Below are 22,609 nucleotides of genomic sequence, written 5' to 3' on the forward strand. Positions count from 1 at the left end.
GGACACGTCTATGCTGTTTAAGAAAAAAGATCATCTGGTAGGACTGGACATCGGCTCCAGCGTATTAAAGGCGGCGGAAGTGGCGGTGACCTCATCGGGCAGAAAGCTGATGCGCTTCGGCTCCATTGAATTGCCTCCTGATGCCATTGTCGAGGAGGGAATCAAGTCCCCGGAAACCGTAGCGGAAACCATTAAAGAACTGCTGTCCCTTTATAACATAAAAGAGGACCGGGTGGCGGTTTCCATCGGCGGATATTCGGTCATCGTCAAGAAGATCAACGTCACCTCCATGCCCGAGGAACAGCTTCAGGAGGTCATTTCCGCAGAAGCGGAGCAATATATCCCCTTTGATATAAATAATGTCAATCTGGATTTTCAGATTCTCGGGGATAATGAGCAGAACCCCAGCCAGATGGACGTCCTTCTCGTGGCGGCGAAAAAAGAGACGGTTAACGATTATTTAAACGTCCTGGAAATGGCCGGCCTGACCCCGGTAGTCGTTGATGTGGACGCCTTTGCCCTGCAGAACATTTATGAAGTCAATTATGAAACAGGTGACAACTGCGTCGCGCTGATCGATATCGGGGCCATGAAAACCTCGTTGAACATTTTGCGGGGCACCACCTCCGTTTTCATGAGGGATGTTTCTTTCGGCTGCAAACAGATCAATCATGATTTAATGAAACGGCTGGGCTGCACGTTTGAAGAGGCCGAAGAACTCAAGTTGAGCGATAAGCAGGAAAAGATTCCGGCCGAAGACTTGAACCATATTATTTCTTCGGTGATAAACGACTGGATTACGGAAATTCGTCGGGCCATGGACTTTTTCTACGCCACCTATTCCGAACAGGATATTAAAACCATATATTTGAGCGGCGGCGGGGCCAATATCAAGGAATTCAGGCAGCTGCTGGCATCTCAGGCGTCTTCTCAAGTAGAAGTGATGGATCCGTTCAAGGCCTTTCAGCTAAAAGACAGCCAGTTTGATATGGCATACATAAAACAAATGGCCCCCCAGGCGGCAATATGTCTGGGAACTGCAATTAGAAGGATCGGCGATAAATGATTAAAACCAACCTTCTCCCCTATCGTGCGGCAAGGAAAAAAGAGAATATTCGAAGGCAGTTGTCTGTTTTCGTGCTGTTCTTTGTTTTTGTCGCGGTGGCGCTGTCATTTTATCATTTCCATTTGGCTTCCAGTCTTTCCCATTTGAGTGACCGCCTTGCCGTAAAAGAAAAGGAACTCAAGGAATACCAGGATAAAGTCCAGGAAGTGGACAAGATCAAAGCCCAGCTGGCCGTCCTTGAGCAGAAGCTGAAGGTCATGGAGCAGCTGAAAAAGGACAGAAAGGATGCCGTCGATCTGATGAACGCGCTGATGGATTTAACCGTCAAGGAAAATATGTGGATTACCAGCGTCAGCGAGAAGGGCGGAGGCATCAGCATTGACGGGATCGCGATTGATAACAGGACGGTGGCCGTATTTATGTCGCGGATTGAAAAAAGCACCTTTTTTTCAGGCGTGGTCCTGAAGGACTTGGTGGCAGTTGATCAATCCGGGTTAAAATTAAAGAAGTTTTCTCTGCAGTGTTCCAAGTCGGCATAATATATTAGGAAAGCCCAATGAAAAAAAACCTTGAAGCCTACAGCTCAAAAATGCAGCCCCTGTTTGAACAGCTGGGGAAACTCACCAAGTTGCAGCGGACCCTGATCGGCATTGTAATTTTTGCGCTTTTAATAGCCGGGTTCGTTTTTCTATCCATAAAGCCGTTGTATGAAAAAATTGCCGTTGTTGAGAAAAAAATCAGCGATACGGAAAAGCTGCTCCTTGAGGCCAAACAGAAAGCAGCCGCTCTGGAAGGTTTGAAAGAAGACTGGGCGAAAAAGCAGGAAGAGTTTCAGGTGGTAATGAACGCCCTGCCGGATAAGCAGGAAATTCCTACGCTCCTGGGAGACATATCGGCGGCCGGCCGCAATACCGGTCTTTTGTTTAACCGGTTTGCGCCTCAGGGAGAGATTTTCCGTGATTTTTACGCAGAAATACCGGTTGCCATTTCCATAAGCGGCACCTACGATCGTTTGCGATCATTCTTTGGCAAGGTCTCCGAAATGTCGCGCGTGGTAAACATAAAGAATATCAATATGTCGCTGTCAACCAAGGGCGGCGGTGGCGGTAAAAAAGGTGCGGTTGCTACAACCACCCCCGGGCTGATCAATGTTGAGTGTACGGCCGCGACATACCGGTTCCTTTCAGAGGCCGAAAAGGCAAAAACAGCCGATACGGGAAAGAAGGGCGGTAAGGGCAAAAAAGACAAAGACAAAGATAAAGACAAGGAAAACAAGGCTGAATCAAAGGAAAAGACTGAAGAGAAGAAATAATTATGAGCCAGATGAAAAGTTTCCGTAAATTTAGCGCAGGTGTTTTCTTGGGCTGTGTGGCGTGCCTTCTTGTTTTCGGGTGCGGCGGCAAGGGGAAAACCGACACTTCTGAAAACAAGAAACAGACAAAGGAAGTCGTCCGGAAAATTCCGGGAGCGGCGCCTCAACAAGAAACCGCAGCGGACAAGAAGCCGCAGGACAAACCCCGTTCCGAGGCACCCGCCGCTGTTCCGGCATCATCGGGAAAAGCAGAGATCCCAGAAGGTGTCAAGCAACAGCCGCAATCGGAACCAGCGCCGGTCGACGGCGGGCAGGCTTCCACGCCGGAGCCCCTGTTATCTGAAGAAAAGAAGGCAGAGATGGAAGCCGTTACCCGGGAAGCCGGAGACATAAAGCAGCAGGAACCGGCAATCCCTGGAGAAAAGCCTAAGACCGCACCTTCGGATTTGGTTGTGGCCGAAAGCCGGGATCCTGTGCAATCAGCACCGGAAGGCCTGGCGGAAACAGATCAGCCCGCACCGCCTGTCATTGATCTGGGGGTGAAAGAGGGCGCCGAAGGCGGTTCGGAAGACAGCAATCTTCTGGGATACGACCAGGAGGGCACGGGAACGGGCGGTGAAGAAGAAGGCAGTGACACATTCAACCCCTTTGCCCCGTTGTTTCAAAAAGAAAAAACCGGAGTGGCGATGACGACAAGCCCGGACCGGCAGCAGCGAAAATTCATAACGGAACTGGAGAAAATCGATATCGGCCAGCTGACGCTGGAAGGCATTATTCAGGCGCAGACCGGCAACCGGGCGATTGTAACCGATGCCAGCGGCAAAGGATACGTGGTCAAAGAAGGCACCTATATCGGATTGAATTCAGGTACGGTTGAAAAGATAGAATCAGACAGGATTGTTATCGCGGAGAATATCGGAACGCGACAATCGAAGACGGTATTAAAACTTCAGAAACCGGCTGGAGACTAGATATGATAACAAAATCAGCAAAAAAATGGAAGTTAAGAGCAGTCGTATGTTTTCTGGGAATTTTCCTTGCGGCGCTGGGCATGTATGGATGCGCAACCACGGAAACCGTGCCGTCGTCAACGGAGACGGGGGAAGCGGCAACCGGGCGGGAAGCGCCCGCCGGCGGTAACCTGATTACCGGTATCAGCATCGAAGAGACCGCTGATGCGATTGTCATTTCCATCCAGGCCAATCATCCCATTGATTATACCCTGGCGGAGCCGCCTCTTCAGCAGGCCAAGGTTCTTTATTTCCCTGATTCAGGTCTTTCCCTGTCTTCCTCCGAATATCCGGTTGATAATGAAGTCATTGGCAGTGTTCAGGCGATTGAACTGGTGAAAGGTGGGCCATCGAAAATAGTCGTGCCGATCAAAAATCCGGGAGCCGCCTGTGAAGCGCGCCGTGGAGACGATGAGACTTCCTTGCAGCTGGTTTTTCCCAGGGTAGCCGAAGGACAGGCCGCTGCTGCGAAAAATACGGCCCAGGATACCGTCACCGAAGAAGAATCTCCGCCTGTATTGGATGAAGAAGCCGCCCCTTCCGTTGAAGAAGCGACTCCGGTGCCAACCGGCGCGGCAGCAACCCGCCTGGAAAAGGTGGATGTGACAGAGGAAGCGGGTCAGGTTACGGTTCGGATGAAAGCCGACGGAACCATCAAAAATTATAAGCGTTTTACGCTGACTGGCCCGCCTCGGATTGTGGTGGACCTGGTCGGATTAACCAGTTCCGCCAAAAAAGAGCAGCGTCTGCTTGTCAAGTCGGATATCGTTCAGCAGGTCCGCTATTTAGGCCATGAGGGCTATGTGCGAGTGGTTATAGACGCCAAGCCGGCTTATTTGAAGGATTACAAGGTCGTTCCGGTGGCCGATGGGCTGATGGTTTATGTCGGTAATTCGGCGAAAGTAGCCCAGGCCCCGGTGGAACAGGATCGCCCGGCCCAGGTTAAAACCGAAGAGACCGCCGCCGTCGCTCCTTCGTCCGGTTCCGCTGAAGAAGCGGCCTCGCCGGCGATAACGGAAGAGGAAACTCCGGCGCCGGTTGCGGCGGAAGAAGAATCGGCACCGCCAGTCGCGGCCAAGGCGGCCAGTGTTTCCTCCGAGTCATACGGTCGGACGGCCCTGGTAAACCGCATTGACTTTATTGATGAGCAGGGTAAATCCACCGTCAGCATCGGTACGACCCGGCCGGTTGAATTTGAGCTGACCAGAACCGGAGCCAACAAGGTCCGGCTGACGCTTCAGGGTGCTGATATCCTCAGCTTCCGGCAGCGGCCGCTCATCACCACCCGTTTTGACAGTGCCATTAATTCCATTATGCCATTGCAGACGCCGGCCATGAAAGCCAAGGGCATTTCGGTGCTGGACATCAACTTGAGAGAAGAGGTCGGCTATAAAACGGAACAGCAGGGGAATATGATCCTGGTTCATTTTGACCGTTCTTCCGTGTCGGCCGACCCGGCACAGAAAGTGGTCATTCCAACCGGTGAAACGGTTATTGCCGAAGAACCAAAATCGACCCCGGCAGCGGACACCGAAACCGGAGCGGACCGGAAGGAGATGACGGCTTCGGAATCGGCAGCGGCGGAAGAGCCGGAAATCGCGGCCGAACCTGAAGTCGTCGTGGAAGAGGAATCGACGGTCGCGGCGGAGGAGGCACCGGCAACGATGCCCGGCAGGAAAAAGGTATACACCGGTGAACCCATTGCCCTGGAGTTTTACAAGACCGACATCCGCAACGTGATTCGCATTTTAAAAGATGTCAGCGGTAAAAACTTTGCCATTGACGAAGGGGTCATGGGCAGCGTTACATTGAGCTTCGTCAATCCGGTTCCATGGGACCAGGTCCTGGATTTGATCCTGGAAATGAACAACCTGGGCATGATGGAACACGACGGGATCGTTCGCATTTCCACCAAGGAGACCATTTTAAAACAAAAGGAAGCCGAACGGGCCGCCATGGCCGCCGAGCAGGAGTTGAAAACAACCCAGGAGCAACTGGCTCCCCTGGTTACCGAATATTTCCCCATCAGTTACGCGAATGCCTCCCAGGATATTCTGCCGCATATTACCGATATTCTGACACCGGAAAAGGGGCATGCCAAGGTGGATGAGCGGACCAACCAGTTGATTATGACGGATATCCAGGAAAAATTGGATATGGCCCGGCAAATCATCAAGGAAATCGATAAGGTTACGCCCCAGGTGATGATCAACGCCCGGATCGTGGAAACCAGCACCACCTTCTCACGTGAATTCGGCGTGGAATGGGGCATGGAAAATACCCCCGGGACCTATGAAAGCGATCTGGGCGGCATATATAATTATGGTGTGTCCATGAACAACCCGGCCGCCGCCGCCTCCAATATTCTGGGATTTAATTTTACCCGGATCACCGGCACACCGTTTTCTCTGGGCGCCTGGCTTTCCCTTATGGAAACAGTCGGGCAGGTCAAAATTATCTCCAGCCCCCGGGTTGTTACGCTGAACAAAAAGAAGGCCACCATATCCCAGGGCCAGGAAATTCCCTATACCACGGTTGATGAGGGTGAAGCCGATACGGAATTCAAAGATGCCGATCTTAAACTTGAGGTCACCCCGCAGGTGACGCCGGACAACCGGATATCCATGAATATTCATATTGAGGAAAAAGAAGTCGGGGAACAGGGATCGTTTGACGAGCCGCCGCTGAACACCAAGGAGGCCACCACCGAACTGCTGGTCAATGACGGCGATACCATTGTTATCGGCGGTATCATCCAGTCCACGGAAAAAGAAGGGGAAAGCGGCGTTCCGTATCTTTCCAAAATTCCGTTGCTGGGTTTTCTTTTTAAACATCAGTCCCGGTCCAGCGAGAATTCGGAGCTGCTGATTTTTATCACCCCGACCATTATCCGGCTGGAATGATGACGGGTAAGGATGAAAGCAAACAGGTTCAATAAAATACACGCTAACACCATACAGGTTATGTTAATGCCGTGTCAGGCCAAGTAAGAGAGGACATTCGTATGATGAAGAAATCAAAACACTGGTTATGGACAGTAATGATTTTGCTTTTGGTGGCGCTGCTGGGTGCGGGCTGCAGCGGCGACAGCGGCGGGCCCAATGACACGGATGACGGCGGCGTAGCCGGGACCCCGGCCAAGATAACCCTCTGGGTCAGCAATACGACGCTTGCGTCTAACTCCACGGTAACGCTTACAGCTACAGTAAAAGATAAAAAAGGGAAACCAGTAGCCGATGGGACGACAGTTCACCTTAATGAGTCAGGCGAAGGTGATGTGACAATTGAGCCAAGTAGTTTTCAAAATACGATAGATGGGGTGGCAACCTTTATTTTGTCGGCATATGGTGAATCATGGGCTGCAGGCCTGGTTCATATTGTTGCCGATTGTGAAGGTGTTTTGGCCACGGTAGATATTACTGTGGTCAATACGGCCCCACAGGTAACCGTAACAGCTGAAGAAACAGAAGTTGTTGTTGGAAGCGTTACAACTATAACCGCCACGGTCACAGACAGCAACGGCGTGCCGGTGGCGGATGGAACATATGTTTCTTTTGAACTGGTAGGAACAGACTCCTGGGCTGTCGGATCGTTGAGTGATACATGGGATGTTCAGACGAGTAACGGTATCGCAACGACTTTTTTTACAGCAGAAGGAGATGGTACGGTCGAGATAGTGGCTACCTGCGGAGCGGGTACCGGGCGGCTGACCATGACTGTTGGAGAGGGGAATGTACCGACCCCGACCACGCCGGCCAGCATAACGTTAAGTGCCAGCTCCACCGCAGTAGGTGCCGGCGGGCAATCTACCATAACGGCTATTGTAAGAGACAGCAGCGGCCTGGCGGTAAGTGATGGCAATCCCGTCAGCTTTACGACAAGTTCCGGCACGATCAGTCCCACCACCGCGGTTACCGTCGGCGGCCGGGTTACCACCACGTTTACCGGCGGAAATACCTATGGCCAGGCGACCATAACGGCTACTTCCGGCACTGCCACCGCCACGCTTGTAATCAATGTGACGGCCGATGTCGGATACCTGACCATCGCCACCTCACAGACATCGGTAAAAACCAACAACCAGGACAGCGCCACCATAACCGCCACTGCCCTTGATGAAAACCGGGCGGCGATGGTCGGGGTTCCCGTCACCTTCTCCGCTTCCGCCGGTCAGATCAGCGCCGCAACAGTTTTAACGGATGAAAACGGGCAGGCGGCAATTGAGTTTACTTCCGGCGCTTATGACAAGACCAACCAGACGGTAACCATAACCGCTACCGCGCCGCCCAATCTGACGGCCACGATTCCCGTGCAGTTGAACGGGACAAAGATTCTTCTGACGATAAACAGCACCGCCCTTCAGGGATTGCCAGTTCCCTCCAGCGCCACCCTGACGGTGACGGTTCAGGATGCCGGGGGTGTCGGTATTTTTGGCGCGCAGGTGGTGATTAACCAGTCCAGTACCGGCAGCGCCAGCGTCCTTTTAAAGATGGCCGGGACTGCGGGAACCGGCACCGCCACCCTGACCGGGACCACCGATGTGAACGGCAAGTTTACAGTTACGGTCACGGGTAATAATCCCGGCCCCGAACCGGTCACGCTGGCCGTAACGTCCCTGGGCGCTGAAGCGACTCAAAATGTTACTGTCAGCGGTCAGGCCTTTGAATTTTTATCAAAAAGCAACACCGTTGCCGGGCCGAACAATGTGTTCGCCTTTAATGATCTTAATCCCGACACCATCACCCGGGCTGATGTGGGCGGATCGTTTGTGACCGACGGTTTTGCCGCGGGTAATGTGATTTATGTAACCGGCGCCGCTAACCCGGCGAACAACGGGGTTTTTGACGTGACCACTGTCACCGCGACCACCCTGACCCTGGCGGCCACCGTCGCCCTGACCAATGAACCGGCAGGGGCGGTTGTCACCATCACCAAACTGGTTTCGGCTGACACCACCATTGGCGCCAACACCAGCAGTACGGTCGACCTGTGGGTACGCAGCCCGGGCGGAAACAACGTGAAGATTTCCACCTCCGCCGGATCACTGACAAGCCTCACGGCCGTTAGCGGCAACAACAGCACGGTCCTGACCGCCAGCCCGGATCCCGTGACAAATGTAGTCGCGTTTACACTGGCGACCCCGGCGTTCCCGTGTGTCGCCATCTTAAACGCCGAAGACGCAACGGACAGCTCGATCAACGATTCCCTGCAGGTCGCGATCGCGGCTCCATCCAGTGGAGCCCTCAATGTGACCATCCAGGCCTTGCCGACGGTCATCGCGCCCAGTTCCGGTACAGTCAGTTCCGTGTCCAATCTGTCCATTAAAGTGACCAACGCGGCCAACCAGGTGGTCAGCGGCGCCCCGGTCCGCTTGACGCTTGTCAACACCACCGGCAGCGGCGAGTATATCAATCCGGCGCTGATTTATTCGGACGCGTTCGGCCAGGCCTCGGCAACATTTTACGCCGGCAGCCTGCCTTCGGATTCAAACGGCGTGTTGTGCGTTGCCAAGCTCCTGGATGCGAATAACGCCGCCCCATGGGTTCCGGCTGAGACCCGTCCCCAGGCCAACTGCTTTGCCTTCACCAGCCTTGGCAAGACCATAACGCGGGCTTTCGGGGACTTTGCCGCCGATGGTTTTGCGGTCGGAGACCGGATTCTGGTGACCGGATCCCAGTTCAATGACTGGGTGTATAAAATAGGCGTCGTCGCCCCGGCGACTTTGACTCTGGTTGATGACGTCCAGATCAAGGGAGACCAGTTGACGGATGAGGGCCTTTCCGCCAACTTCATTAATATCGAAAAGGTGGATGCGGCCCAGGTGGTGGTCGGCGGTTCGGCCAGTTCAGTATCCATCGGCGGGCCGACCAAGCTGGAAGAATACAACTTGAGCACCTACAAAAGCGCCATGTCGGTTCTGGTGTCTGATTCCAACGGCAACCCGGTGGCTGGCGCGACCGTTAATTTAAGTGTCTGGCCGTTGGGATACTATACGGGTTGGATTGATGGCGGGTGGCAACTGTGCTGTTTCAATTATTATCCCAACGAAGACATAAACCGGAACGAAGTACTGGATCCCGGCGAGGATGTGGGCCTGTTCCCCGGACAGAACAATGGCGTTTTAGACCCGGCCAAAGCCACCGCCGGTACGGTGCCTGCGTTTGTCGTTACCGACGAGTATGGGGTAGCCGAATTCAATTTTGTTCAGCAGAAATTATACTCATGCTGGACAAAAGTGGAGGTTCGGGCCTCGGTGGTTGTTTATGGTACGGAAGCCATCGGAATATTACGATATGGTCCGGGTTATATGGTAGTCGACGAAGACAGTTTGGACCCATCGCCTTGGGATAGCAATTGTTTGGATCCTTTCCTGGTGCCATGGCCTTGTCCGTAATTAACCGATAGAAGAACACACAATAAACAAAAAAGAGCGGCCGGAAACGGCCGCTCTTTTTATGTTTGTGACTCATCTTCTCTTCGTCGTCATTCCGGGACGTACACCAGAATCCAGTGTCAAACTGACAGCAGTCGTTTTTATCTTGTCTGAAACTTCCTCCTCGTCATGCCGGCCCCCGAGCCGGCATCCAGCATAAAATTTTGGATCATCTCCCGATTAGTTGGACTATAAAACTGCATAATTTTCCTGGTTGAGCCGATGGGTTTCGGTAGGGTTCAAGGGGTCAAGGATTCAAGGGGCCAAGTGAACAACCGTAATGAACCCTGACGAATGCGTTAAACCTCGATGAGGGATTGAAGCCCGGCCATTATTCACGGGTGGTTCCGGCATCATTTGGAAAAACGACTTGCCAGGGGAAAAGAACATAGCGCTAATAGAGAATTGATAGAGGTGATTATATAATCTATCAATAACAAACACTTGGCCCCTCGATCCCTTGAATCCTTGGCCCCTCCGTACCAACTAATTTGGAGAAGAACCAAAATTTTATATTATTCATCTTTTCTGGACCCCGGATTGGAGTCCGGGGTGACGAGGAGGATTGTGCTTAAGCCGGCGGCTTCACTGGATGCCGGCTCACGCTCCGCTGGCCGGCATGACGAGGCGTCTTGTTGCTATCTGCCGCAGGTTTTTTTCCGCACCTGTCGCAGCTGCTCCAGGGCGTCTTTTTTCAACTGATCTTCGGTGGTTGTGGATGCGGCCCTGTCAAAGGATTCCTCCGCTTTTTTGTAGTTTCCCGCGGCGGCATAAGCCCGGCCCAGATCATAATGGAAAACAGGGATGTTGGATTTGATTTTCACCGCTTCTTCCAGGCTTTGAACGGCTTTTTCCGGGTTTCTCATTTCCAGATAGGTTTTGCCCATCCAGTGGGCTGAAAAGGGGTAATCCGGCTTCAACTCCCGGCTGGCCTGAAAATGTTCCAGGGCCTTGCGAAAGTCTCCCTTGTAAAAGTAAGCCTGGCCGATCATCAAATGAGGAAAATGGGGCGTGGCGTAAAGATAGTTGTCCACCAAGGGCTCCAGGGTTTCGATGGCCTTGTCCCACTCTTTTAACTCCATGTAAATCGCGCCCAGATTATTCCGGGCGGAAGAAAAGTCGGGTTTGAGGACCAGGGCCTTCTGATAATATTCGATGGACGTGTCAAACTTTTTCTTTTCATAGTAAAAATTGCCCATGTCGTAATGAACATGGGCATCCGTGGGATCCAGTTCCATGGCCTTCTGCAGTTCCCGGTAGGCCGCGACATATTTTTTTTCCGCCAGGTAGGCTTCTCCCAGCTTGCGGACCTGCTCGGCTTCGATTTTGTTTTTTGTTTCCGTCGTGGCGCAGCCGGTGATGATCAGAATCAAAACAACCGATAACCAGAAAAAGGGTCTCATTGTTTTTATCCTTATTCTTTTGTCGTCAACTGCAGGCGCCGGGCGATTTCCCGGGCGGTTTCCTTTATCAGGCGGTTCGCCGGTTTTTTTCCGTCGGTCGAAGCGGCTGCTTCCGGAATGGTGACCAGTTGGGGCGTATTGATCAGTTCGGGATCGGGCGTTACGTTATATGAAGGAGGGAAACAGTTGTCAAAATACATCTGTTGAAAGTTGGCGAATTTCAGGGCATGGGCGGTTGAGTCCAGAATGGCCGTTTCGTTGGGGCCGACCAGGTTGTCCCGGATGGCGGCCGCCAGCCCGGCCAGGCTTTCTCCGCCGTGGGTGCAGACGATGTTGCCGTGGCGGTTGGCGATCAGCTGCCAGTCCATGATCTGCTGCTCGGTCACTTCGGTGATAAAAATCTTGTTGCCGCCGCCGACGGCTTCGTATCGCTTGGCCAGATGAATGACCCGGGGCATGGATACGGGGTTGCCGATCATGGCGGCCTGGGCCACGCTGGATTTCACCTCCACCGGGACAAATTTCCGCCGGGCCGGATCCGGTTCCCGGTAGTAACGGAACACCGGGTTGGCGTGGCTGGACTGCACCCCGATGATTTTCGGCAGGGCGGTGATGATCCCGGTCTGAAAGAACTTGAGGAACCCGCTCATGATGGCGGTGATATTGCCGGCGTTGCCGATGGGCACCACCACCACTTTATCGGTCAGGTCATAGGAAAAATCCTGGGCGATTTCATAGGAGTAGGATTCCTGGCCGAGAATGCGCCAGGCGTTTTTGGAATTGAGCAGGGTAACGTTGTAGGTTTCCGACAACTCCTCCACCACCTTCATGCAATCATCGAAGACCCCGGGGATTTCAAACACCGCCGCGCCGTTTCCCAGGGGCTGGGAAAGCTGCTGCGGGGTGACCTTTTTGTGGGGGAGCAGAACCGCCGATTTTATCCGTGGTTTTAAATAGGCCGCGTAAAGGGCGGCCGACGCGGAGGTGTCTCCGGTGGAAGCGCACACGGCCAGCACGTCGGCCAGGCTGCCGTTTTGCAGCAGATAGTTGATGCGGGAGAAGGCACTGGCCATGCCCCGGTCTTTGAAAGAGGCGCTGGGGTTCTGGCCCTCATTTTTAAAGAAGAAACGAAAGCCCACTTTCCGCTGCAGCGCCGGACTGGCTTCAATAACCGGTGTGCGGCCTTCTCCCAGCCAGACAATGGCATCCAGGGGCATGTCGGGCCCGATGAATTCGTGAAAGAGATACACCCCCTTGAGGGCGGGCAGGTTGAGGCTTTTTCGAAAATCGTAAATCCGGCGCCAGTCCGGTCCCGGGATTTCCTTCAACCGTTCAAACTGACTGTCTTCGATCATCAGCACGCTGCCGCAGTCCGGGCAGGTGTACAGGAGTCTTTCGATGCCGTGGGTCTTGTCGCAGCCGATGCAGCGATACAGCAGCGCCCCCCGTTTTTTCGGGATCAGGTGGTCTCTTATGTCCGCGGGAAAATCGGTCGGATTTAGCATGATAGCGTTTCCAGGGAGTCCATGTAGGGCCGAAGCGTCTCCGGAATGGTAACGGAGCCGTCCCGGTTCTGATAGTTTTCCAGCACCGCCGCCAGGGTTCGGCCCACGGCCAGGCCGGAGCCGTTGAGCGTATGCACGAACTCCGTGCCTTTCTGGCCGTCCCGTTTGAACCGGATGTTGGCCCGCCGGGCCTGAAAACTCTCAAAGTTGCTGCATGATGAAATTTCCCGGTATTTCTGCTGGGCTGGAAACCAGACCTCCAGATCATAGGTCTTGGCCGATGAAAAACCCAGGTCGCCGGTACACAAAGACACCACCCGGTAGGCCAGTCCCAGGCGCCGCAGGATCTCTTCGGCGTTGGCCAGCAGACTGTCCAGTTCCTGGTAGGAGTGCTCCGGCAAAACCAGTTTTACCAGCTCCACTTTGTTGAACTGGTGCTGCCGGATCAGCCCCCGGGTGTCTTTACCGTAAGAACCCGCCTCCGAGCGGAAACAGGGGGTATAGGCGGCGAATTTAGCGGGCAGGTCTTTTTCGGACAAGATCTCATCCTGGTAAATATTGGTTACCGGTACTTCCGCCGTGGGGATCAGGTAAAAATCCCAGTTTTCCAGCTTGAACAGGTCGGCTTCAAACTTCGGCAGCTGACCGGTGCCGGTCATGGTCTTCCGGTTGACGATAAACGGCGGCAAACATTCCCGGTAGCCGTGCTCCCGGGTGTGAATGTCCAGCATGAAGTTGATCAGGGCTCTTTCCAGCCGGGCACCGGCGCCGGTCATCAGGGGAAACCGGGCGCCGGCGATTTTGGCGGCCCGTTTAAAGTCGATGATGCCCAGGGCCTCTCCCAGATCCCAGTGAGCCAGGGGCGTAAAATCAAAAGCCGGGGGGGCACCCACGGTTTTGACGACGGGATTGTCTTCCTCGCTGCTGCCGACCGGGACCGAGTCGTGGGGAATGTTGGGCAGGCGCATCAGCAGTTCGGAAACCGCCTGTTCGTTGCCGGCAAGCGCTTCCTCTATTTCCTTGATTTGGTTGGAGACCTCCCGCATTTCCGTGATCAGGGCGGTCGCGTCCTGGCCGTTTTTTTTGCTGCGGGCGATGGCGTCGGAGGCAACGTTTCTCCGGTGGCGAAGGTCTTCGCTCCGGGCCAGAAGGTCCCGCCGCTTTTCGTCATAAGAAACAAATTCATCAATAATTCCGGGATTTTCTTTTCGGTTTCCCAGGGATTTTTTGACGATTTCCAGGTTCTGTCTGATAAATTTTATGTCAAGCATTGTTTTCGGTAGTTTCGTGCTTAAATTTTAGGCGGTTCCATGAACTGCAGGCGTTATTTCGCTATGTAAACTTATTTTTTCTATCATAACCCCCCGTTGGAGTCAATAGATTATTATCAGCTTGACTTTATTCTATTTTTGTCATATTTAGAAAGATTAATACAAAACGCCAAATTCTACGAGAGGATTGAAGGTAACCCATGGATGACGTGAAAGAAATCAAAAAAGAAATCCGCAATGATATTGCCAAAAAACTGGGGTCTTTTTCCAAGGGAGAGGTGTCGGCCAAAAGCCGGCTGATCGAAAAACGACTCATGGAATTCGCTAATTTCGTGGAGGCCCATGTGGCGCTGATGTATGTCAGCCGATCCGGCGAAGTCGATACCCAGCGGATTGTCAAGCATTGCTATCTTTTCAATAAAATTGTCGTCATGCCGTTCTATGACGCCAGAAATAAAAAGGTGCAGCTGCTGAAGGTGGACAATCCGGAAACCGACCTGATTTCCACGGAGGAGCAGGACGTGGCCCCGGACCCGAAGCGCTGCCGAATGGTTCCGGTGGACAGTATCGAAATCGCCATTATCCCGGGCCTGGTGTTTGATGAAAAAGGGGCCCGCATCGGTCTGGGATCCGGCATTTACGACAAGTTGATTCCGCGGCTTCCGGCCACTACCCGGAAGGTATCCCTGGCGTTTGAGGACCAGATTATTCAGCAGGTGCCCAAAGGTTCCATCGATCGGTATGTCGATATCATTATAACGGAAAAGCGGACGATTTATAAGATATAGCCGCTTTATGGAAAAAGATGATATCCGATACGCCCGCCGCCGGGAACTGATGGTCAGCAACCAGTTGATGAACCGGGGCATATCCGATTTCCAGGTGCTGGAGGCCATGAGCCGGGTTCCCCGGCATCTGTTCGTCAGCAAAGCGTTTATGGACAAGGCCTACGAAGATCACCCCCTGCCCATCGGCGAACAGCAGACCATTTCCCAACCTTATATCGTCGCTGAAATGACCCAGGCCCTGCAGCTGGGCAAAAAAGACCGGGTGCTGGAAATCGGCACCGGATCGGGGTATCAGGCGGCCATTATCGCCCAGATCGCTTACCGGGTTTACACCATCGAACGTAAACATTCGCTTTTTCTGCAGGCGCGCTCCCTGTTTGACCGTCTGGGTTATTATAATATCGTCACCCGGTATTCGGATGGCACGCTCGGCTGGCCGGAGAAAAGTCCCTTTGACGCGATTATCGTAACGGCCGGTGCTCCGGAGATACCGGCGGCCCTGGTGAACCAGCTGGCCGTCGGCGGACGGCTGGTGGTTCCGGTGGGGGGGGAGGCTTCCCAGCAGTTGATCAAACTGGTCAAGGAACCCAACGGCCGGGTGCGGGCCACGGAACTGGGCGGGTGCCGTTTTGTCAAGCTGATCGGTGAGCAGGGCTGGCGCGTTCCCTCCTGACGGACAGGGCGATTTTTATCCCGCCTGTTTACCGCGGGTTTCCGCGATTTTTCTGATCAGCCGTTCTTCCACGAACGGCGGTACCATGCCGGACACATCGCCGCCGAACGAGGCCGCTTCCTTGATAATGGAGGAACTGGTAAAAATCCATCGCAGACCGGTCACCAGGAAAATGGTCTGAATGTCACGGTTTAACCGCCGGTTCATCAGGGACAGCTGGAACTCATAATCAAAATCCGATACCGCCCGCATGCCCCGCAGAATGACGGCCGCTTTTTTCTGCGCGGCATAATCGATCAGCAGGCCTTCAAAGGAGTCCGCTTCGGCGCCGGGCAGGTCGGCCAGGCTCTGCTCGATCATCTCGATCCGCTCCTCAACGGTAAAGAGCGCTTTTTTGGCCGGATTGTGAAGCACGGCCACGATAATTTTATCGAAAATATCCAGTCCTCTTCTGACAATGTCCAGATGGCCGTTGGTGATTGGATCAAATGATCCCGGATAGATGGCGATTTTCATTGGGGCTCTCCTTGTTGGTTAATTTGTCCCATACTCCAGAAAAGAAACGACCGTTTGACCGTAACGCCGTTGATCCAGCAGATGAAAGCGGCCGCTTTCTTCCTCCGCCGGTTCCCGGGGCGAATGTTCCAGAACGACCATCGAACCGGGTTTCAGAAGTACGGTTCCGGCAAGGGCCGCCAGGGCTTTTCCGACCGTGTCACGGTTATAGGGCGGATCCATGAAGACAATGTCGAACATCAGCTGCAGGTGGACCAGTCCGGACAAATTTCGGGTCGCGTCCTGGCGGATGATTCCGGCCGCTGACGACAGGCCGCAGGCCTGAAGGTTTTGTCTGATAACAGCCAGGGCCTCCGGTCTGCTGTCGACAAAAACGGCCCGGGCCGCCCCCCGGCTCAACGCCTCAATGCCCATGGCGCCGGTTCCGGCGAACAGGTCAAGCACGACGGCGTTGTCAATCCGGGAAAAAAGGATGTTGAAGATGGCTTCCCGGACGCGACCGGCGGTAGGGCGAACGGCCATTCCCCTGGGAGAGACCAGTGACCTGCCCCTGCACCTGCCGCCGATGATCTTGAGGCTCATTTCCTTTCCAGCTCTTTGAGCTTCTGTTGGATATAACTCCGGCCGACGCCGATGGCCTTAGCCGTTTTGGTGATATTGCTGTCGTTCTGCAGCAGCTTGCTTTTTACGAATTCTTTTTCAAAAGCGTTCCGGGCCTGCTTAAGGGTTTCATAGGAGAAGAAGGGGTTCTGGGCTGATTTGGGGGCGCCGACATTTTCCGGATTGTACGGGGCCGGAAGATCGCCGGCGTCGATCGTTTCCGCATCCGTCATGATGGTCAGTCTTTCCATGAGGTTTTTCAGCTCCCGGACATTGCCCGGCCAGTGATAGTGACAGAGCAGGTCGACGGCTTTTTCCGTCAGTTTTTTTGGCGGCAGGTGTTTCTGTTGAGCCTGTTTTTCCAGAAAAATCCGGATCAGTTCGGGGATGTCCTCCAGGCGATGCCGTAATGGTGGAACTTCAATGGGAATCACATTGAGGCGGTAATAAAGGTCTTCCCGGAACCGGCCTTCCCTGATTTCGCTTTCCAGATCTTTATTGGTGGAAGCGATGACCCGGACGTTGACGGCCAGCGTCCGGGTGCTGCCGAGACGCTGAACCTTCTGCTCCTGCAGAGCGCGCATGAGTCTGGCCTGGGTGTTTGAGTTCATGTCGGCGATTTCATCCAGAAACAGCGTGCCGTTATTGGCCAGCTCGATTTTCCCCGAAGACTTGGTAGCCGACTTGTCGGCGGGGTTTTTCTCGTGGCCGAACAGATCCCGGTCGATGAGATTGTCCGGGATGGCGGCGCAGTTGATGTCGACGAACTGTTCTTCCGCCCGGGGGCTGAGCAGGTGAATCATTCTGGCCGCCATTTCCTTGCCGGAACCGTTTTCACCGGTGATCAGTATCCAGGCATCGGACGGGGCCGCGACGGCAATCTGTCGTTTCAACTCGAGGGTGGCCGGGCTGTTGCCGTCGATGGCGTTTTCTTTCAGGGCTTTGGTTCGCAGGTACCGGTTTTCCTCTTCCAGCCGACGGAAGTTCAGGGCGTTGTTGATTTCCACGATAACCTTGTCGATGGAAATCGGCTTTTCGATGAAATCAAAAGCCCCGATTTTGGTGGCGTTTACGGCGGTTTCAATGGTGCCGTGCCCCGTGACCATGATGACCGGGATGTGGGGGTTGGTGGCCCGGATTTCCTTCAGGGTTTCAATGCCGTCGATGCCCGGCATCCAGATGTCCAGAAGAACAATATCCGGCGGGTCCTGCCCGATGATTTTCAGCGCCTCGTATCCATTGGACGCGGTTATCACTTCAAACCCTTCGTCCGTCAGCAGTCCTTCAAACGGCTGCAAAATCGATGGTTCGTCATCAACAATCAGTACGGTCGGAAACATGGTTAATCCTGTATGACGGTTATGCCGATCATGGTCATAGTCTTACAACGGCAACTCGATAATAAACTTGGTGCCAACGGGATCGTTGTCCTGGACGCTGATCGTGCCGCCATGGTCGGTAAGAATGGAATTGACGATGGCCAGCCCCAGGCCCATGCCGGACTTTTTGGTAGAGAAATAGGGCTCGAACATATTGACCTTTTCCTCGTCCGGAATCCCTTCGCCGGTATCGGCAAACTCCAGACGCACCATGCCGGCCAGGGTATCGAAGGTGACCGTGATAATAATATCACCGACGCCTTTCATGGCAGCAATAGCATTGTCAATAAGATTTATCAACGCCTGTTTGATCTGCCGGCGGTCCAGGTTTACCGGCGGAGCCGATTCCGGGGCGTTGACGGTAAAACGGAGTTCGCTGTCGCTTTCGGTATAGAGGGCGGTGGTTTCCCGGATAATCGACAGCAGATCGCAGGGGGAGGGGTTGGCCGTGGGAAATTTGGCGTAGGCGGAAAATTCGTTGACCAGGTTACGGATAATATCCACGTAGTCGAGAATGGTACTGATGCATTCATCAAAAACCTTGTCATTGGCCGTCGCGGCGAATTTCTTCTTCAGCCGCTGGGCGGAGAGGGAAATGGGTGTCAGGGGATTTTTAACCTCATGGGCGATCCGTCGGGCGACTTCCCGCCAGGCAGCCATGCGCTGGGCCCTTTCCAGTTCAGTCAGGTCATCCATCACCAGGACCATGCCCATATAGGCGTTGGCCTGATCCTGCCGCAGGGCGCTTAAATACATCATGAAGCTGCGGGGCTGCCCGCCCACGGTCAGCCGCATGGGGAAGACCAGCGTGTTTTCTCCCAGCCGTGTTATCCGCTCGACACAGTCTTTGGCCAGCTGCAGGTATCGCCCGCTTAACACGCTGGAGTAGTGCCGGCTGATGATTCCATCTTGAGTGATCGACAGCATTTTTTCCGCGGACTTGTTGATGGTGGTAATGATGCCGTTGGCGTTTAAGGAGATGACCCCGGTGGAGATGTTATCCAGTACGGTCTCCATGTACAGCCGGCGCCCTTCAATTTCGTCGCGCTGCCGGGCCAGCATGGCCGTGGAGGCCTCAATCTGCTTTCTGCCCGTGCGAAGGTCGCTGGTCATTTTGTTGAACGAACTGACCAGCTCGCCGAGTTCGTCGTCGGCCAGCCGTTCAATGGTATGGTTCAGGTCGCCGGCCGCCACTTTTTTCAACCCCTCGGCCAGGTCCATAATCGGGGTGGTAAGGGATTTGGCGATATAGAAACCGAACCAGACGGCACAGAACACAACCAGCAGGCCGACAATCGTCAGGGAGAGCAGATAGGAAATCTGGATGGGCTCCTGGAGGAGTTTAATCTGGTGATATTCCTTATACCCCTTGGAAATGGCGTCCAGGTTGGAAGACAGGCGCGGCGGCAATAGTCGCGAGACGGCCACCAGCCCCTCCGCCTCCCGGGGGCTGACGCCAAAGGGAACGGTGGCAACGGACGAGACCAGCTCGCCGGCCGGGGTCTGGCGGGAAGCGGAAATGATACTGGTTTTTTCCGAGGGCCCCTTTTTTAATACCTCGGCTGCGATGGCGGCAACCGGCTCAACTTCCAGTTTCTGGGAAACGGCCCAGCTCAGGCGCTGGCCCCGGACAGAATAGACCTCCACGCCGTCCAGGTTAAACTCCCGCTGAACGACCTGGATGTATCGGGTGAGCTCGTCCCGGCGGTTTCCTTTTAGAAGCCCCTGCTTGTCAAGCTGATAGGCGGTTCGTTCCAGGAAGAAATTGTTGTTGTTTTCAATGAGGTTGTAAATGTTTTTACCGACCTTCAGGGAGTGGGCCAGGGCCTGATCCACGGGCACGTTAAACCAGAACTTGATGCTGGTGGTGATAAACCCCATGGCAAAAAAGAACAGAATAATGGCCGGGAACAGGGTCAGCGAAATAAACGCCACCACCAGGCGGGTGCGCAGCCGGGCGCCCATTACGTTCTGTTTGCGGTCATAGAAGAGTTTGACAAGGTTGCGGAACACCAGAAAGATCAGCAGAATCAGCAGCAGCAGGTTGATGTTGATCAGGATAAACATCAGGATGGTGTTGGAAACGGGGATGTCGGTTCCGAAATCGACGATGCGGGTTTCGGTAAAGGTGAGCACCGCCACGATCAGGATGAGGGCAATGATGATTATACCCTCTCTCTTTCTTCGGCGGCGTTCCTCCTCGGACAGGCCGGACATGAAGGTTCTCATGGCGTTAACGACGCGACCGGTCATCGTTTTTGAGGCCGCCAGGAGTGGAGATCGATTCCGGTTTTCCATGATGGTGAACTAATAGGTAAAACTGACCGTCTGCCAGTCGGTTTCCGCATCCCAGCTAGAGACAAAAAACAGAATATAATACAAATAAGGCGGCAGGCTCATGGTATCGAGTTCCGCCATGGCGCTGACGATATAGGTGGCCCCTTTTTCCAGTTTTCTGGTTCGGGTCAGGCGCATGCCTTCAATTTTACACATACGGGCGCGGGCCTCTTCAAACGAAGCGGTAAGAAAAGGCGTCTCGTTTTCCCAGGAGCGGGTCACGGCATATTGCCCCTTGAGGGGGTCATAGGCCAGCGTGTGCGTCTCCTCTTTTTCGGCAATGGTTTCGTCTAACCACATGGAGCGTTCGCTCTCAAGGGTGACGATAAAAGAAAAAGTGGCGGTAATCCCGCTTTTGACGGCTTCTTCCATTTTTTCAGTAAACGCGTTCTCGACCGTGGCGGAAAAAAGCACTTTGTCCTGGGCAGTCTGAACCGTCAGCCCGGTCAGGGCCGGTTCCTGGGCACTGACCCTGGCGCCGACGATCAGAACCAGGAGCAGGCAGAGGGAAAAGGCACGGCCATATATTTTAGCAGGAGTAGCAGGACCCATTCTGTGCATCCCAGTTGTCTCTGGTTTAAGGGCATTCCGGCCCCTATAGCTTTTTCCACTCCTCCCGACTAACCCCAGCTTGCCGGAGGATACGTGCGAGAAGTTCCTTGCCGATGTCGGCCTGATGAGGATTGGGAATTCGAAGAGTGATGTCGTCCTTGATCATGAACGGGTGTTTGCCGCCCGAGTAAGGCCCCTTAAATCCAAGCTGCCTGAAATATCGTAGGAATTCTTTTCTTTTGACTGGCCCGAAGGGAGGCACTTAAGCGACTTCCCTGATCAGGATCTCAATCCCGTCGATGACGGGTAAATGAAGATTCTTGTGTATCCGGAAAAGAACCCATTCCTCCGTCACCTCTCTCAACTCCTCTCGACAGTCCTCAAGCGTTTTGGCATTTGCGTAAACGCCATCGCATCCCGGTATTTCACCATAGTAGCTGCCGTCATCGGACAGTATTTCATACTGTGCATGGCGTAGTGCCGCCTGGATATATTCCAATAGCATATTAGAATCCCTTGTTTGCCTGACCGTCCCCCTGAACAGATGTTTGCCGGGTATTAGCCCTATAAATAATTCTACAATGAATGGTTTTTAAAGGGCAAGGGTTTTCACGGACCGGTCGTGCTCGGTGCCGGCTTGAGTGGCCGGGAAGTTTAAAAAAGCCGTTTCCCAGCAGTCCCGGCTGGCAAAGAGTCTGGTCAGCAGCTTGTGGTTAAACTGGTGGCCGGACTTTTCAGCGATGATATGTCCCCTCAAAGGCATTCCCAGAAGGGAGAAATCACCGATGCAATCCAGTATTTTATGTCTCACAAATTCATCCGGATAGCGCAGTCCGTCCTGGTTTAAAATGGACTGACCATCGATGACCACGGCGTTGTCAAGCGACCCCCCCCGGGCCAGGCCAAAGCTCTGGAGGGACTGATATTCATGATAAAAACCGAATGTCCTCGCCCTGCTGACCTCTTTTTCAAAAGAGGTTTCGTTGACTTCCAGGGACAATTGCTGCTTTCCGATCAGGGGGTTTTGGTATTCGATGGTATAGGTGATTTTAAAGACCGAGTCCGGATAAATGGCGGCTTTTTTGCCGTTTTCTTCAATCGTAACCGGTTGTTTAATAACGAAAAAACAGCGCTGGGCGCTCTGCTCCTGAAGGCCGGCCTGTTTAATCATGGTGACAAAAGGAAAGGCGCTGCCGTCTAATATCGGAATTTCATAAGAATCGATCTCAATCAGGGCGTTGTCGATGGAAAGACCGGCCAGGGTCGCCAGCAGGTGCTCTACCGTGGAAACGATGGCGCCGTTGCTGCCCAGCACCGTGGCCGAGGTGGTGTCCGTAACCATTTTAAACAGGGCCGGGATGCTGGGGGCGTTGCTCAAGTCCGTTCTTACGAATTTGATACCATGATTGGGCGGGGCGGGTTTGACGGTCAGGTTGACCGTTCTACCGGAGTGAACACCCGTTCCGGAACATGAAACGGCTCCGGCCACTGTCCGCTGGCAATAATACATGTGAAAACCCTTGTCCGTAAGTCGGCGGCAGCCCGACTGTATCTTGGTTGTTCAAAAATGGTTTTAATAAGATAGCCGATAAGGCCCCGTCAAGTCAAATTTTTTAAATGGGTTAGAGCGGAAGGGTATAAGGTTTAATGTTCAGGGTGCAAGGTGAAAGGTGAAAGGAACAGCCCGCTGTCCGAATAAAAAATCTTGCCATTTTATACCAAAAGCCATACAGTCTTACCAGTAAGATTATAATTTCAGGGAGG

At 53.7% G+C, this 22,609-nt stretch carries 19 protein-coding genes; 8 read left to right on the plus strand and 11 right to left on the minus strand.

Annotated features, from left to right (window positions below):
• Positions 1-10: 10 nt before the first annotated feature.
• The 6 genes from pilM to AB1724_07755 all read left to right on the plus strand — a co-directional run bounded on the left by pilM (position 11) and on the right by AB1724_07755 (position 9,782).
• Positions 11-1,066 (plus strand): type IV pilus assembly protein PilM, encoded by a 1,056-nt coding sequence (gene pilM / locus AB1724_07730; protein MEW6077684.1) that lies wholly within the window; start codon positions 11-13, stop codon positions 1,064-1,066.
• Positions 1,063-1,605: a PilN domain-containing protein gene (locus AB1724_07735; protein ID MEW6077685.1), complete on the plus strand. Its 543-nt coding sequence runs from the start codon at positions 1,063-1,065 to the stop codon at positions 1,603-1,605. Before pilM ends, AB1724_07735 begins: the two co-directional genes overlap by 4 nt.
• A gap of 50 nt (positions 1,606-1,655) precedes the next feature.
• Positions 1,656-2,378, plus strand: coding sequence for a type 4a pilus biogenesis protein PilO (gene pilO / locus AB1724_07740; GenBank protein MEW6077686.1), 723 nt, complete (start codon positions 1,656-1,658; stop codon positions 2,376-2,378).
• Positions 2,379-2,434: 56 nt separating this feature from the next.
• Positions 2,435-3,349: a pilus assembly protein PilP gene (locus AB1724_07745; GenBank protein ID MEW6077687.1), complete on the plus strand. Its 915-nt coding sequence runs from the start codon at positions 2,435-2,437 to the stop codon at positions 3,347-3,349.
• A 2-nt stretch (positions 3,350-3,351) separates the two neighbouring features.
• Positions 3,352-6,291, plus strand: a complete 2,940-nt coding sequence (gene pilQ, locus AB1724_07750) for a type IV pilus secretin PilQ (protein MEW6077688.1) — start codon at positions 3,352-3,354, stop codon at positions 6,289-6,291.
• Positions 6,292-7,100: 809 nt separating this feature from the next.
• A complete protein-coding gene (locus tag AB1724_07755; protein MEW6077689.1) occupies positions 7,101-9,782 on the plus strand; it encodes an Ig-like domain-containing protein in 2,682 nt (893 codons plus the stop codon).
• A 677-nt stretch (positions 9,783-10,459) separates the two neighbouring features.
• Here AB1724_07755 and AB1724_07760 read toward each other — a convergent pair.
• From AB1724_07760 to serS, 3 genes are read right to left on the minus strand one after another with little or no spacing between them, the layout of a single operon-like run.
• Entirely contained in the window at positions 10,460-11,224 is a 765-nt protein-coding gene (locus tag AB1724_07760) for a tetratricopeptide repeat protein (protein MEW6077690.1), read from the minus strand.
• A gap of 11 nt (positions 11,225-11,235) precedes the next feature.
• Complete coding sequence (thrC, locus tag AB1724_07765; GenBank protein MEW6077691.1) at positions 11,236-12,729, minus strand: threonine synthase; 1,494 nt, start codon at positions 12,727-12,729, stop codon at positions 11,236-11,238.
• Positions 12,723-14,000: a serine--tRNA ligase gene (serS, locus tag AB1724_07770; protein ID MEW6077692.1), complete on the minus strand. Its 1,278-nt coding sequence runs from the start codon at positions 13,998-14,000 to the stop codon at positions 12,723-12,725. Before serS ends, thrC begins: the two co-directional genes overlap by 7 nt.
• A gap of 200 nt (positions 14,001-14,200) precedes the next feature.
• Here serS and AB1724_07775 point away from each other — a divergent pair, with 200 nt between their 5' ends.
• Together AB1724_07775 and AB1724_07780 are read left to right on the plus strand one after the other, a co-directional pair.
• Complete coding sequence (locus AB1724_07775) at positions 14,201-14,788, plus strand: 5-formyltetrahydrofolate cyclo-ligase (protein ID MEW6077693.1); 588 nt, start codon at positions 14,201-14,203, stop codon at positions 14,786-14,788.
• A gap of 7 nt (positions 14,789-14,795) precedes the next feature.
• A complete protein-coding gene (locus AB1724_07780; GenBank protein MEW6077694.1) occupies positions 14,796-15,461 on the plus strand; it encodes a protein-L-isoaspartate(D-aspartate) O-methyltransferase in 666 nt (221 codons plus the stop codon).
• A gap of 15 nt (positions 15,462-15,476) precedes the next feature.
• Here the strand turns inward: AB1724_07780 and coaD are convergent, their stop codons facing one another.
• The 8 genes from coaD to lpxC form a co-directional block, all read right to left on the minus strand.
• Positions 15,477-15,977, minus strand: a complete 501-nt coding sequence (gene coaD / locus AB1724_07785) for a pantetheine-phosphate adenylyltransferase (GenBank protein MEW6077695.1) — start codon at positions 15,975-15,977, stop codon at positions 15,477-15,479.
• A gap of 18 nt (positions 15,978-15,995) precedes the next feature.
• Entirely contained in the window at positions 15,996-16,559 is a 564-nt protein-coding gene (rsmD, locus tag AB1724_07790; protein MEW6077696.1) for a 16S rRNA (guanine(966)-N(2))-methyltransferase RsmD, read from the minus strand.
• Entirely contained in the window at positions 16,556-17,917 is a 1,362-nt protein-coding gene (locus AB1724_07795; GenBank protein MEW6077697.1) for a sigma-54 dependent transcriptional regulator, read from the minus strand. Before AB1724_07795 ends, rsmD begins: the two co-directional genes overlap by 4 nt.
• A gap of 42 nt (positions 17,918-17,959) precedes the next feature.
• Complete coding sequence (locus tag AB1724_07800) at positions 17,960-20,209, minus strand: ATP-binding protein (GenBank protein MEW6077698.1); 2,250 nt, start codon at positions 20,207-20,209, stop codon at positions 17,960-17,962.
• A gap of 54 nt (positions 20,210-20,263) precedes the next feature.
• Positions 20,264-20,845: a DUF4390 domain-containing protein gene (locus AB1724_07805; GenBank protein MEW6077699.1), complete on the minus strand. Its 582-nt coding sequence runs from the start codon at positions 20,843-20,845 to the stop codon at positions 20,264-20,266.
• A 43-nt stretch (positions 20,846-20,888) separates the two neighbouring features.
• Entirely contained in the window at positions 20,889-21,107 is a 219-nt protein-coding gene (locus AB1724_07810) for a type II toxin-antitoxin system HicA family toxin (GenBank protein MEW6077700.1), read from the minus strand.
• Positions 21,108-21,350, minus strand: a complete 243-nt coding sequence (locus tag AB1724_07815; GenBank protein MEW6077701.1) for a type II toxin-antitoxin system HicB family antitoxin — start codon at positions 21,348-21,350, stop codon at positions 21,108-21,110.
• An 87-nt stretch (positions 21,351-21,437) separates the two neighbouring features.
• Entirely contained in the window at positions 21,438-22,355 is a 918-nt protein-coding gene (gene lpxC, locus AB1724_07820) for a UDP-3-O-acyl-N-acetylglucosamine deacetylase (protein ID MEW6077702.1), read from the minus strand.
• Between the last annotated feature and the right edge of the window lie 254 nt (positions 22,356-22,609).

The organism is Thermodesulfobacteriota bacterium, assembly GCA_040753795.1.
GTDB lineage: Bacteria > Desulfobacterota > Desulfobacteria > Desulfobacterales > Desulfosudaceae > JBFMDX01.